Annotated in this window: 10 protein-coding genes; all 10 read left to right on the top strand. The window is 34.7% G+C overall.

Features of this window, described 5'->3' with window-relative positions:
* The first annotated feature begins 17 nt into the window (after positions 1 to 17).
* Positions 18 to 3,269, top strand: a complete 3,252-nt coding sequence (locus HM981_RS12710; protein ID WP_179339190.1) for a TAT-variant-translocated molybdopterin oxidoreductase — start codon at positions 18 to 20, stop codon at positions 3,267 to 3,269.
* Between the two features lie 28 nt (positions 3,270 to 3,297).
* Entirely contained in the window at positions 3,298 to 5,040 is a 1,743-nt protein-coding gene (nrfD, locus tag HM981_RS12705; protein ID WP_179339189.1) for an NrfD/PsrC family molybdoenzyme membrane anchor subunit, read from the top strand.
* Positions 5,041 to 5,048: 8 nt separating this feature from the next.
* On the top strand, positions 5,049 to 5,588 hold the full coding sequence (locus tag HM981_RS12700; RefSeq protein WP_179339188.1) for a DUF3341 domain-containing protein: 540 nt from the start codon (positions 5,049 to 5,051) through the stop codon (positions 5,586 to 5,588).
* A gap of 1 nt (position 5,589) precedes the next feature.
* The gene (locus HM981_RS12695) at positions 5,590 to 6,150 is read left to right on the top strand and encodes a c-type cytochrome (protein ID WP_179339187.1); all 561 of its coding nucleotides are present in this window, start codon (positions 5,590 to 5,592) and stop codon (positions 6,148 to 6,150) included.
* 22 nt (positions 6,151 to 6,172) lie between these two features.
* Positions 6,173 to 7,561 (top strand): quinol:cytochrome C oxidoreductase, encoded by a 1,389-nt coding sequence (locus HM981_RS12690; protein ID WP_179339186.1) that lies wholly within the window; start codon positions 6,173 to 6,175, stop codon positions 7,559 to 7,561.
* Positions 7,562 to 7,585: 24 nt separating this feature from the next.
* Positions 7,586 to 8,644 (top strand): cytochrome c oxidase subunit II, encoded by a 1,059-nt coding sequence (locus HM981_RS12685; protein ID WP_179339185.1) that lies wholly within the window; start codon positions 7,586 to 7,588, stop codon positions 8,642 to 8,644.
* 32 nt (positions 8,645 to 8,676) lie between these two features.
* On the top strand, positions 8,677 to 10,470 hold the full coding sequence (locus HM981_RS12680; protein WP_179339184.1) for a cytochrome c oxidase subunit I: 1,794 nt from the start codon (positions 8,677 to 8,679) through the stop codon (positions 10,468 to 10,470).
* A gap of 155 nt (positions 10,471 to 10,625) precedes the next feature.
* Positions 10,626 to 11,648, top strand: a complete 1,023-nt coding sequence (gene ruvB, locus HM981_RS12675; protein ID WP_179339183.1) for a Holliday junction branch migration DNA helicase RuvB — start codon at positions 10,626 to 10,628, stop codon at positions 11,646 to 11,648.
* A gap of 115 nt (positions 11,649 to 11,763) precedes the next feature.
* Positions 11,764 to 13,098: a cytochrome P450 gene (locus tag HM981_RS12670; RefSeq protein ID WP_179339182.1), complete on the top strand. Its 1,335-nt coding sequence runs from the start codon at positions 11,764 to 11,766 to the stop codon at positions 13,096 to 13,098.
* Entirely contained in the window at positions 13,098 to 14,024 is a 927-nt protein-coding gene (queG, locus tag HM981_RS12665; RefSeq protein ID WP_179339181.1) for a tRNA epoxyqueuosine(34) reductase QueG, read from the top strand. The genes HM981_RS12670 and queG overlap by 1 nt, the downstream gene beginning before the upstream one ends.

Below are 14,024 nucleotides of genomic sequence, written 5' to 3'. Positions count from 1 at the left end.
AAGTAATTCAGAATTATATGTCATCAAACAAGAAATACTGGAAAAGTGTTGAAGAGCTAAACGAAAATAGCTCTATTGTTGAGGCGCTACAACAGAATGAGTTTGTGGAAGCAATTCCTACAGATGAGTTTTTAGGAGATAAAGAATCGTTAGAGTCTTCTTCTACGTCGCGTCGTGATTTCTTAAAATACGTTGGTTTTAGTACAGCAGCCGCTTCTTTAGCAGCGTGTGAGGGACCAGTAATTAAATCAATACCTTATATTGTTCAGCCAACAGAAATTATTCCTGGTGTGGCTAATTATTATGCAACAACAATTGCAGATGGTTATGATTTTACAAGTGTTTTAGTAAAGACAAGAGAAGGGAGACCGATTAAAATTGAAAACAATACAGACGCTGGTACAAATGGTGTTGCTAACGCTAGAGTTAATGCATCAGTTTTAGGATTGTATGATAACCTTAGAGTGAAGTCACCTATGAAAGGTGAATCTTCTATTTCTTGGGATGCTTTCATGTCTGAAACGACTTCAAAATTAAATGGACTTAATGGTAAAGCTATTGTGTTATTAACGCAATCAATGCCTAGTCCTTCTACAAACAAATTAATTGCAGAATTTAAATCTAAGTATGGTAATGTAAGTCATGTTGCTTATGATGCTATTTCAGAATCTGCAACACTAGATGCATACGAAGCTAAGTATGGTACTAGAGGAATGGCTAATTACGATTTTTCTAAAGCAAAGACTATAGTTTCTATCGGAGCAGATTTCTTAGGAGATTGGCAAGGTGGAGGTTTTGAGTCTGAATATGCTAAAAAACGTATTCCTACACATGGTAAAATGTCAAGACATATTCAATTTGAATCTAATATGTCATTGTCTGGTGCAAACGCAGATAAGCGTGTGCCACTAACACCAAGTCAACAAAAATTAGCTTTAGCTAAATTATATAGTGAAGTTACGGGTAATTCTGCAGGAGGTGTAAAACTTCCAGAAGGATTAGATGCAGCAGTAAAAGCAGCTGCTAAAGAAATAAGTTTAGCAGGAAGTAACGCTGTCGTTGTTACTGGTATTCAGGATGTCAATGCTCAAACAGTTGTTTTAGAAATTAATTCATATTTAAGAAGTAAGGCATTTGATCCTGAAACAACAATAAAAACAAGACAAGGAAGCGACAAAGCAGTAATGCAATTGGTTTCTGATATGAAAGCTGGTAAAGTTGGAGCTGTTATTATGAGTGGTGTTAATCCATTGTATACACTTCCAAATGCTTCAGACTTTAAAGACGGTTTAGCAAAAACAGAATTATCTGTTGCGTTTTCAATGAAACAAGATGAGACGTCAACAAATTGTCAATATATAGCAGCAGCACCTCATTATTTAGAATCTTGGGGAGATGTTGAAATGAAAGCTGGTCATTATTCATTAATGCAGCCTACAATTCGTCCATTGTTTGATACAAAGCAGTTTCAAGAAGTCTTAATGGGTTGGACAGGTTCTACTGGTTCTTACCGCGATTATTTAAAATCTGTTTGGACACAGACGGTATTAAATGGTTCTTCTTTTAACAAAGCAGTTCAAGATGGTGTTTTTGTAACAGCTATAGCAGGAGGTAGAAATGGTTCTAATGGATCTTCTACAACTGTGGAATCTACTACAGAGTTAAAGGATAAAAAAGATAGAACATTTTTAGGTGGTGTTATTCATGATGTCGCTGTAGGTGTTGGTATCAAGGACGAAGATAAGGACGAATATGTAACGAGTACATCATCTACTACAAATGGTAATGGTGGAGCTGGAGTTTTAGCGGCATCAGGAGGTGAAGCTGCAAGAGCACTAGCTAAATCTACTAAAGGTGGTGATTTAGAATTGTCACTTTATACTAAAGTAGGTATGGGAGACGGTCAACAAGCCAACAACCCATGGTTACAAGAATTTCCAGATCCTATTACAAGAACAACTTGGGATAATTACATTACAGTATCTAAAGCAGATGCAGAATCTTATAAGCTTATCAATGAGAATGCTGCTAATGGTGGTCTTAATGGTAGTTATGTAGATGTTACTGTAAATGGAGTTACGGTTTCAAATGTCCCAGTCATAATTCAGCCGGGACAAGCAGTAGGTTCTGTAGGTATGGCATTTGGTTTTGGTAGAACCGCAGGTTTAAAAGCCGAAATGCAAACAGGTGTTAGTGCGTACCCTTTATATCAAGATTTTAATACATCTCAAGACGTTACAATTAGTAAAGTTGCTGGTGTGCATGAGTTTGCTTGTGTTCAGTTGCACAATACGTTAATGGGACGTGGTGATATTATTAAGGAAACTAGCTTAGAGATATTTAATACAAAAAATAAGGAACACTGGAATGCAATTCCTAAAGTGTCTCTTAATCATATAGAAACTCCTGTAACATCTCCAGATGTAGATTTATGGGATGAGTTTGACCGTTCAGTTGGTCATCACTTCAATTTGTCAATCGATTTGAATGCTTGTACTGGTTGTGGATCTTGTGTAATAGCATGTCACGCAGAAAACAACGTTCCTGTAGTTGGTAAATCTGAAATGAGACGTAGTAGAGATATGCATTGGTTGCGTATTGATAGATACTATTCTTCTGAAGATACATTTGAAGGTGATAACGAAAAGAAAGATAATATTTCAGGTTTAAGTAGCTCATTAAGTGAGTTTGGTGAAATGGAACATCCTGCAGATAATCCTCAGGTTGCTTTCCAACCCGTAATGTGTCAGCATTGTAATCATGCACCTTGTGAAACTGTTTGTCCTGTTGCCGCAACAGCTCATGGTCGTCAAGGTCAAAATCACATGGCTTATAACCGTTGTGTAGGTACAAGATATTGTGCAAATAACTGTCCATATAAAGTACGTCGTTTTAACTGGTTCTTATATAATAAGAATGATGAATTCGATTATTATATGAATGATGATTTGGGTCGTATGGTACTGAATCCAGATGTTACTGTTCGTTCTCGTGGTGTAATGGAAAAATGTTCTATGTGTATGCAAAAAACACAAAAAACAATTCTTGATGCTAAGCGTGATGGACGTCTTGTTAAAGATGGTGAGTTTCAAACAGCTTGTTCTGCAGCCTGTGGAAACGGTGCCATGATATTTGGAGATATTAATGACAAAGACAGTAAGATTACAGCATTAAAAGAAGATGATCGTATGTATCACTTGTTAGAACACGTTGGAACAAAACCTAACGTGATTTATCAGACAAAAGTGAGAAACACATCAAAAGCGTAAAATAAATTTAAGTAACAAGTATATAATTATGGCGTCTCATTACGAAGCACCTATTAGAAGACCTTTAGTAACCGGAGAAAAATCCTATCACGATGTTACTGTTGATGTAGCTAGACCTGTAGAGGGGAAAGCCAACAGAGCTTGGTGGATTGTTTTCAGTATTGCATTGGTAGCGTTCCTTTGGGGAATAGGTTGTATTATTTATACCGTATCTACAGGTATTGGTGTTTGGGGTCTGAACAAGACTGTAAACTGGGCTTGGGATATTACTAACTTTGTTTGGTGGGTTGGTATTGGTCACGCAGGAACTTTGATTTCGGCGGTACTATTATTATTCCGTCAAAAATGGAGGATGGCAATTAACCGTTCTGCGGAAGCCATGACAATTTTCTCTGTTGTACAAGCAGGGTTATTTCCAATTATTCACATGGGTCGTCCATGGTTAGCATATTGGGTATTACCAATTCCAAATCAATTTGGTTCGTTATGGGTAAACTTTAACTCGCCTTTACTTTGGGATGTATTTGCAATATCTACCTATTTATCTGTATCATTAGTATTCTGGTGGACAGGTTTATTACCTGATTTTGCAATGTTGAGAGATAGAGCGGTTAGACCTTTTCAAAAGAAGATTTACTCTTTAGTAAGTTTCGGTTGGTCAGGTAGAGCAAAAGATTGGCAACGTTTTGAAGAAGTATCTTTAGTACTTGCTGGTTTAGCAACACCTTTAGTACTTTCTGTACACACCATTGTATCTTTTGATTTTGCTACTTCGGTAATTCCTGGTTGGCATACAACGATTTTTCCGCCTTACTTCGTAGCAGGTGCTGTATTCTCAGGATTCGCCATGGTAAATACACTTCTTATAATTATGAGAAAAGTATGTAACCTTGAAGATTATATTACAGTACAACACATCGAATTAATGAACATTGTAATTATGATTACAGGTTCTATTGTAGGTGTAGCTTATATTACGGAGTTGTTTATTGCATGGTACTCTGGTGTAGAGTATGAACAGTACGCTTTCTTAAACAGAGCAACTGGACCTTACTGGTGGGCTTATTGGGCAATGATGTCTTGTAATGTATTCTCTCCACAGTTTATGTGGTTTAAGAAATTAAGAACAAGTATTATGTTTTCTTTCTTTATCTCGATTGTTGTAAACATCGGAATGTGGTTTGAGCGTTTTGTTATTATTGTAACCTCATTACATAGAGATTATTTACCATCATCTTGGTCTATGTTCTCACCAACATTTGTTGATATTGGAATATTTATCGGAACTATAGGATTCTTCTTTGTACTATTTTTATTGTACTCACGTACATTCCCAGTAATTGCACAAGCGGAAGTGAAAACGATCTTAAAGTCATCTGGTGAACGTTACAAGAATATTAGAGAGCGTGGTGAAAGCTTATCAGGAACTGGTGCAGATGCTAGAACATCTCATCCAACTGTGGGTAAGTCATCACCTAAGAAAGTAGAGGTTTCTCATAGTCAAGATAATTCAACTAAAGTAAATGACTTATTAGGTTCTATTGGTTCTTTTGATTCAGCATCTCAAACGGCTGATGATTTAAAGATTGTTAATGGAATTGGCCCTAAGATGGAAGAAGTACTTAACAGTATCGGTATTTTTACTTTCCTTCAAGTTAGTAAGATGACAAAAAAAGAATATGATTTGTTAGATTCAATTACAGGTTCTTTCCCAGGAAGGGCAGAACGTGATGATTGGTCAGGACAAGCTAAAAATTTATTAAACAACTAATATAGTATATGGAAGCTTCAAAAGTAATTCATGCTATTTATACAGATGATGATGTACTAATGTCAGCCGTTAAATCGGTTAAGGCAGAAAAATATCATATCGAAGAGATATACACACCTTTTCCGGTTCATGGGCTAGATAAGGCAATGGGTTTAGCACCTACACGTTTAGCAATAACAGCTTTTTTATATGGTTGTGTTGGTATTACAGTTGCGACTGTAATGATGAACTTTATAATGATTCAAGATTGGCCACAAGATATTGGTGGTAAACCAAGCTTTAGTTATTTAGAGAACATGCCTTCATTTGTTCCTATTATGTTTGAGCTTACGGTATTTTTCGCAGCCCATTTAATGGTAATTACATTTTATTTAAGAAGTAGAATGTGGCCATTTAAAAAGGCTGAGAATCCAGATCCAAGGACAACAGATGATCATTTTTTAATGGAAATTGCTGTTCATAATAATGAAGAATCTTTAACAGATCTTTTGAGGAATACAGGAGCAGTTGAAATAAATATTGTTGATAAAAATGAAGATGCACATTAATATGAAGACATCGTTAAAATATATCGTAGTATTAGTTATGTTGGTAGGGCTTATTTCTTGCCAAGAGAACTCTAGACCAAACTATCAATACATGCCTAACATGTACGAATCGATTGGTTATGAAACTTACCAAGAATCTAGTGCTTTTGGTAATGGTGTTGAAGCACAATTACCAGCAGAAGGAACTATTCCTAGAGGAGATTTTATGCCTTATGAAATAGATAACACCAATGAAGGTTTTGCTCTAGCTAAGGCTAGTTTAAAGAGTCCTTTAGATTCGACTGAAGTGGATTATGAAAAAGGTAAAATGTTGTTTGATATTTATTGTGGAATTTGTCATGGTACAAAAGGAAATGGTAAAGGAAAGCTTGTAGATCGTGAAAAAATATTAGGTGTTCCTAGTTACGATGATGTAGGTAGAGCAATTACAACTGGAAGTATTTACCATGTTATATATTATGGTAAAAACACAATGGGTTCTTATGCTAACCAATTGAACGAACAAGAGCGTTGGCAAGTTGTTGCTTACGTTGAGAAACTGAAGTCAGATTTAGAAAAATAAGATTTAGATAAAGATTATATAAATGGAATATAAAATTTCAAATCGATTAAAAATGGGAGCTATCATCTTAATGGTCTTAGGATTGTTAGGTATTAGCTACGGTTTTTGGAATGCACATACAGTAAATGAGGACAACATTACTGAATTTCTAGCTAGTGAATCTCATCATGGTGATGCACACGAAGTAGAAGGTCATGAGGATGTTCACGTTGAATCTGCTGGACATGGAGAAGAGGCTCACAGTGAAGACTCTCATGGTGATGATGCCCATGGTGCGGAACATGTAGAAGATCATCAAGCTACTCATGAAGAACATGTATTACACCAAATACATAACAGACCATGGTCTGCATTGTATATAGCGGCTTTCTTTTTCTTTATGATAGCCTTAGGTGTCTTAGCATTTTATGCGGTACAATATGCTGCTCAAGCCGGATGGTCGCCAGTATTATTTAGAGTTATGGAAGGTATTACTTCTTATGTTTTACCTGGAGGTTTATTGGTCTTAATAATTGCTTTCATGGCAGACAGTCATTTGTTTGTATGGTTAAAAGAAGGTATGACTACAGAAGGTCATGAAAACTATGATGCATTAGTTGCTGGTAAAGCAAGTTGGTTAAATAAACCATGGTTTTTTATAAGAGGTTTAATCTTCTTAGGAGGTTGGTCTTTATACCGTCATTTTTCAAGAAAATTCTCAGTAGCTCAAGATAGTTCAGATGATAATCGTTTCTTTAAAAAGAACTTTAGAATCTCTGCAGCTTTCTTAGTATTCTTTATGTATTCTGAGTCAATGATGTCTTGGGATTGGATAATGAGTGTAGATCCTCACTGGTTTAGTACATTGTTTGGATGGTATTTATTAGCAGGTATGCTAGTTTGTGGTGTTACTGTAATATCTATGATTACCATATACCTAAAATCAAAAGGTTTACTAGAACATGTTAATGATAGTCATATTCATGATTTAGCGAAGTTCATGTTCGGTTTTAGTGTTTTCTGGACTTACTTATGGTTCTCTCAATTTATGTTAATTTGGTATTCAAACATACCTGAAGAGGTTACCTATTTTGTTACGAGAATCGAGGATTATAATTTACCATTCTTTGGTATGATTGCTATGAACTTCTTATTCCCACTATTATTATTAATGAATAGTGATTTCAAACGTGTAAATTGGTTTGTAATCATGGCTGGAATAGTAATTCTTTGTGGTCACTATATAGATATATTCAATATGATTATGCCTGCAACTGTTGGCGATAGATGGTTTATAGGAATTCCAGAAATAGGATCAATCTTATTTTTTGGCGGATTATTTTTACTTATTGTATTCTCAGCACTTGGTAAATATCCATTAACGGCAAAAGGAAATCCGTTTATTGAAGAAAGTGAACATTTCCATTATTAATTATAAATTAGAACAGAAACGATAATGACTGCTTTATTAACAATTATAATTGTACTCTTTGTAGCTGTTGCCTTATGGCAAATGGTAAAAATATTTGACCTTGCACAGGTTGGAACGATTAACACACAAGTGGCTGATGATCATGATAACAAGATCAATGGTTACTTAATGATGGGATTTTTAGTATTTATTTATGTAATTACTATACTATGTTTTTGGTACATAGGTGATTTACCATTAATGTCTAATGCTGCTTCAGAGCATGGATTAGAGGTAGATAATCTTATGATTATCTCTATGGTAGTTATATTCATTGTTCAAACTATAACACAATTCTTATTACATTACTTCGCTTTTAAATATAAAGGTGAAAAGGGTAAAAAAGCATTTTTCTATGCTGATAATAATACCTTAGAATTTATTTGGACCGTTATACCTGTTATTGTTTTAGCAGGTTTAATTATCTATGGTTTATTCACTTGGAACGACATTATGAATGTTGATGAAGATGAAGATCCTATGGTTATTGAATTGTACGCTCAACAGTTTAACTGGAAAGCAAGATACAGTGGTGCAGATAATGTCTTAGGAAAAGCGAATGTAAGATTGATTGATTTAGATCGCGCTAACATCTTAGGTGTAGATGAAGAAGATCCTAATGCTAAAGATGATGTTATTGTAACAGAGCTTCATTTACCTGTTGGTCAACAAGTAGTGTTTAAAATGCGTTCACAAGATGTATTACACTCTGCGTATATGCCACACTTTAGAGCACAAATGAACTGTGTTCCTGGTATGGTTACACAATTTGCTTTTACGCCAACGGTTACGACTGTAGATATGCGTCAAAATCCAGACATGATTGAAAAAGTTCAAAATATTAATGAACTTAGAAAAGAAAGAAAAGCTGAGATTGAAGAGTCAGGACAAGACTTAATGTATGAATTTGATTACCTTTTATTGTGTAATAAAATTTGTGGAAAATCGCACTACAATATGCAAATGAAGATTATTGTAGAAACTCAAGAAGAATTTGATGCATGGATGAAAGATCAAAAAACATTCCCAAATTCGTTAAATTAACAAAGGTTTTAAGAAAAAGATAAAGAGATATTATGTCAGCAATATTAGATACACACGGTCACGACGATCACGACGTACATCATCACAAAGAAACATTTGTAACTAAGTACATCTTTAGCATTGATCATAAAATGATTGCTAAACAATACTTGGTAACAGGTACTTTAATGGGCGTTATTGGTGTTTTAATGTCTATAATGTTCCGTATGCAAATAGCTTGGCCAGAAGAGCCAAACGTTTTGTTTGAAGCATTATTAGGTAAATGGGCTCCTGATGGAGTTATGGATGCAGATGTTTATTTAGCATTGGTAACCATTCATGGTACCATTATGGTATTCTTTGTATTAACAGCCGGTTTGAGTGGTACATTTAGTAATCTGTTAATTCCGCTTCAAATTGGAGCAAGAGATATGGCTTCAGGATTCCTTAATATGGTCTCTTATTGGTTATTCTTTATATCTTGTGTTATAATGATTAGTTCTTTATTTGTAGAAGCTGGACCAGCTGCTGCAGGTTGGACAATTTACCCACCATTATCTGCGTTGCCTATGGCTTCAGGTGGATCTGGTTTAGGTATGACGTTATGGCTTGTATCAATGGCTATCTTTATTGCGTCGTCTTTAATAGGTTCGTTAAACTATATTGTTACGGTTATTAACCTTCGTACTAAAGGAATGTCAATGACAAGATTGCCACTTACAATTTGGGCATTCTTTGTTACTGCTGTAATTGGCGTTGTTTCTTTCCCTGTATTATTATCAGCAGCTTTGTTGTTAATCATGGATAGAAGTTTTGGAACATCATTCTTCTTATCGGATATATTTATTCAAGGTGAAGTTTTACATTATCAAGGAGGATCACCAGTATTATTTGAACACTTATTTTGGTTCTTAGGTCACCCAGAAGTATATATTGTAATTTTACCAGCAATGGGATTAGTGTCAGAAATTATGGCATCTAACTCACGTAAACCAATCTTTGGGTATCGTGCCATGATTGCTTCGATTTTAGCAATTGCATTCTTATCTACTATTGTTTGGGGTCACCATATGTTTATTTCAGGTATGAATCCTTTCTTAGGATCTGTATTTACATTTACAACATTATTAATTGCTATTCCTTCAGCAGTAAAAGCCTTTAACTGGATTACCACATTATGGAAAGGTAACCTTCAAATGAATCCAGCCATGTTGTTTTCAATAGGTTTTGTTTCTACATTTATAACAGGTGGATTAACAGGTATTATTTTAGGTGATAGTGCTTTAGATATTAACGTTCACGATACTTATTTTGTTATTGCGCATTTCCACTTAGTAATGGGTATATCTGCTCTTTACGGTATGTTTGCAGGTATCTACCATTGGTATCCAAAAATGTTTGGTCGCATGATGAACAAGAACTTAGGGTATTTACATTTTTGGATAACAGCAATATGTGCTTACGGAGTATTTTTCCCAATGCACTTCATTGGAATGGCAGGTTTACCAAGACGTTATTATACAAATTCAAACTTTCCATTATTCGATGATTTAGCTAATACAAATGTTATTATTACTGTATTTGCTATCATCGGTGGTTTAGCACAGCTTATTTACTTATATAACTTCTTTAGTAGTATGTATTATGGTAAGAAAGCCGTTCAAAACCCTTGGAGATCTACAACTTTGGAGTGGACAACACCAGTAGAACATATTCATGGAAACTGGCCAGGTGCAATACCTCATGTATACCGTTGGTCTTATGATTATAGTAAGCCAGGACATGATGTAGATTTTGTTCCTCAAAATGTTCCACTTAAAGAAGGTGAAGAAGAACTACAACATTAAAATCCCTTTTAAAAAAGGGATCTCATTAAAGAGATTCACAATATCAAAGCCTTTCTGTTTTCAGAAAGGCTTTTTCGTTATATTTGTTTAAGCTGAATTTAGTTCAGCTTCTTTTAAAAATAATTAAAGAGATTCCCGTTTTTATGGGAAGTACTATGAACGACAACCTCAATCCAAACAACGATAATTTCAGTCCAGAAGAACTAGATGTTGAAAAGAAATTAAGACCCTTAACGTTTGAAGACTTTACGGGACAGGATCAAGTATTGGAAAATCTATTAGTCTTTGTACAGGCGGCGAACTTAAGAGAAGAGGCATTAGACCATACCTTATTTCATGGACCTCCAGGCTTAGGGAAAACAACTTTAGCACATATTTTAGCTAATGAGTTAGATGTTGGTATTAAAGTAACTTCCGGACCGGTTTTAGACAAGCCAGGTGACCTAGCAGGATTGTTAACTAACCTTGATGATCGTGATGTACTTTTTATAGATGAAATTCATCGGTTAAGTCCAATTGTAGAAGAGTATTTGTACTCGGCAATGGAAGATTATAAAATTGATATTATGATTGAGTCTGGCCCAAACGCTAGAAGTGTGCAACTCAATTTAAATCCATTTACGTTAATTGGTGCCACAACACGTTCAGGTTTACTTACTGCTCCAATGCGAGCGAGATTTGGTATTCAAAGTCGATTACAATATTATAAAACAGAATTACTAACTACCATTGTACAGCGTAGTGCTTCCATCTTAAATATGCCAATCTCTATGGAAGCTGCTATAGAAATTGCAGGTAGAAGTAGAGGAACACCTCGTATAGCTAATGCCTTGTTAAGACGTGTTAGAGATTTTGCGCAAATAAAAGGTAATGGGAAAATAGATATTGAAATTGCACAATTCGCTTTAAAAGCTTTAAATGTAGATGCTTATGGATTGGACGAAATGGATAATAAGATTTTAATGACCATTATTGAAAAGTTCAAAGGTGGACCAGTAGGAATTAGTACTATTGCAACAGCTGTTAGTGAAAGTACAGAAACTATTGAAGAAGTATACGAGCCATTCTTAATTCAACAAGGTTTTATAATGCGAACACCACGTGGTCGTGAAGTTACAGAACAGGCCTACAAGCATCTTGGGAAGATAAAAGGACCAACTCAAGGAGGATTGTTTTAATTCATCTTTAGTGCGCTTTATTGAGGGGCTTTTTTGCATTTACGTTTATTAGATTTCAATAGGAACATATACTCAAGAAATAATACTAAGTTCATTTAAATTAGATGTCACAATTTTGAATTCAAAAGAAAACATACCTACAGTTCCACTAAGTCGATTTTTTAAACATTCATTAGAAATCCTGAAAAATCCCTTACCATTTCATCATCAAAATTTTATTGAACAAGGTGATGTTTTTAGATTGAAAATTGGATTTAAGAATAGTGTTGTTTTTGTTCGTGATGCAGCTTTTGCAGAATACGTACTTCAAAAGAATCAGAGAAACTATACAAAATCAAAAATTCAGACAGAAGATTTGGTTAAGTATGTTGGAAAAGGCTTATTAACGTCTGAAGGTGAACATTGGAAAAAACAACGAAAACTTATTCAGCCAGCCTTCCATAAAAAGCAACTTGAAAATCTTTTAGAAAGTCTTAAGAATGCTATCCTTTTAGAATATGATAAAATTACACCAAATAGTGAAATAGACATATTTCCTATTTTGAATGATTTAGCATTTCAAACCGTGGTAAAATCATTATTTAGTAGTGCAGCGAATCAAGATGATATTAATCGTTTGCAATATATTACTGAACAGGCTCAAAAAATGTTGGTTAAAGAATTACGACAACCTTACTTAGGTTGGTGGTTTAACTTTAGTGGAGAAATTAAAAAACACATTGACCTTACCAACGAAGCACGACTTATCTTAAAAAGAATTGTTAATGAACGTAAAGCTGCAAATGAAAAACAGCACGATTTATTAGATATGTTGCTCGATGCAAAATATGAAGATGGGAATTCAATGGAAGAAGAGCAACTCATTGATGAAATCTTAATTTTATTTACGGCAGGTCATGAAACCACTTCGAATGCCCTTACATTTACCACACAATTATTGGCCTTGCATCCAGAATGGCAAGATAAAATCTATAAGGAGCGTTTAGTTTTAAAAGAATCTAGCGACGATTTAATGGATTTGGTAACCAAATCTAAAGTCTGCCAGCAAGTTTTAGAAGAAGCTATGAGACTCTATCCTCCAGCTTATTTTATAGATCGTGTTAATATAAAACCAGATTCATTTAATGGATTAGATTTTGAAGCTGGATCAAATCTTTTGTTTTCAGTTTATGAAATCCATAGACATCCAAAATTATGGGACAAACCAGACGATTTTCTTCCAGAACGTTTTAGTGAAGGTAGTCGGAAATTTTCATCGCAGTATTTTCCATTTGGAGCAGGTCCACGAAAATGTATAGGGAATAATTTCGCTATGTTCGAAATGATTATTGCCGTTTCAGAATTAGTTTCAAACTATAAAATTTCTTCAACGTTTGAAACCATAGATATTACTCCGCTTATTACGTTGAAGCCTAAAAATGCATTCTTAAAGTTTGAAAAAAGAAATTAGTGCTAAATAACAAGGCTAAATATACTGAGATTATCAAAACCGAAGCAAAACGTCTTGGTTTTTTGTCATGTGGCATTAGTAAAGCAGGCTTTCTAGAAGAAGACGCTCCGAGATTAGAGGCTTGGTTAAATAAGAACATGAATGGTGAAATGCGTTATATGGAAAACCATTTCGATAAGCGTTTAGATCCAACATTGTTAGTAGAAGGTTCTAAAAGTGTCGTGTCTTTATTGTTAAATTATTATCCAACAGAAACTCAAACTGATGATTCATATAAATTATCTAAATATGCCTATGGTAACGACTATCATCATGTCATAAAACATAAATTAAAATCGTTATTACTTCATATTCAAGATGAAATAGGGGAAGTTGGTGGACGAGCCTTTGTAGATTCTGCACCAGTCTTGGATAAAGCTTGGGCTGCAAAGTCGGGTTTGGGTTGGATAGGGAAACACTCTAATTTATTGACACAACAAGTCGGTTCATTTTATTTTATAGCCGAATTAATCATAGACTTAGAACTAGACTACGACCATGCAACCACAGATCATTGTGGTACGTGCACAGCCTGTATAGATGCGTGCCCAACGGAGGCGATTACAGAGCCTTATGTGGTAGATGGCAGCAAGTGCATTTCTTATTTTACCATAGAACTTAAAGAAAATATTCCAAACGATGTTAAAGGTCAATTTAACGATTGGATGTTTGGTTGTGATATCTGCCAAGATGTATGCCCTTGGAATAAATTTAGTAAGCCACACAATGAGCCTTTATTTAATCCACATCCTGAATTATTGGATATGACTAAAAAGGATTGGGAAGAAATTACAGAAGATACCTTTAAAAAAGTGTTTCAGAAATCGGCTGTAAAACGGACTAAGTTCTCTGGTTTGGAACGTAATATTAAGTTTTTGAAAAAATAA

It is taken from the genome of Winogradskyella ludwigii (assembly GCF_013403985.1).
In the GTDB taxonomy this organism is placed as follows: domain Bacteria; phylum Bacteroidota; class Bacteroidia; order Flavobacteriales; family Flavobacteriaceae; genus Winogradskyella; species Winogradskyella ludwigii.
Note: the sequence above shows the minus strand (reverse complement) of the source record. Positions and strands in the feature narration are given on the sequence as shown.

What these genes read in the sequence shown, in the direction of transcription:
- HM981_RS12710 (WP_179339190.1), top strand. Translation starts at nt 18, where the DNA reads ATGTCATCAAACAAGAAATACTGGAAAAGTGTTGAAGAGCTAAACGAA.
- nrfD (WP_179339189.1), top strand. Translation starts at nt 3,298, where the DNA reads ATGGCGTCTCATTACGAAGCACCTATTAGAAGACCTTTAGTAACCGGA.
- HM981_RS12700 (WP_179339188.1), top strand. Translation starts at nt 5,049, where the DNA reads ATGGAAGCTTCAAAAGTAATTCATGCTATTTATACAGATGATGATGTA.
- HM981_RS12695 (WP_179339187.1), top strand. Translation starts at nt 5,590, where the DNA reads ATGAAGACATCGTTAAAATATATCGTAGTATTAGTTATGTTGGTAGGG.
- HM981_RS12690 (WP_179339186.1), top strand. Translation starts at nt 6,173, where the DNA reads ATGGAATATAAAATTTCAAATCGATTAAAAATGGGAGCTATCATCTTA.
- HM981_RS12685 (WP_179339185.1), top strand. Translation starts at nt 7,586, where the DNA reads ATGACTGCTTTATTAACAATTATAATTGTACTCTTTGTAGCTGTTGCC.
- HM981_RS12680 (WP_179339184.1), top strand. Translation starts at nt 8,677, where the DNA reads ATGTCAGCAATATTAGATACACACGGTCACGACGATCACGACGTACAT.
- ruvB (WP_179339183.1), top strand. Translation starts at nt 10,626, where the DNA reads ATGAACGACAACCTCAATCCAAACAACGATAATTTCAGTCCAGAAGAA.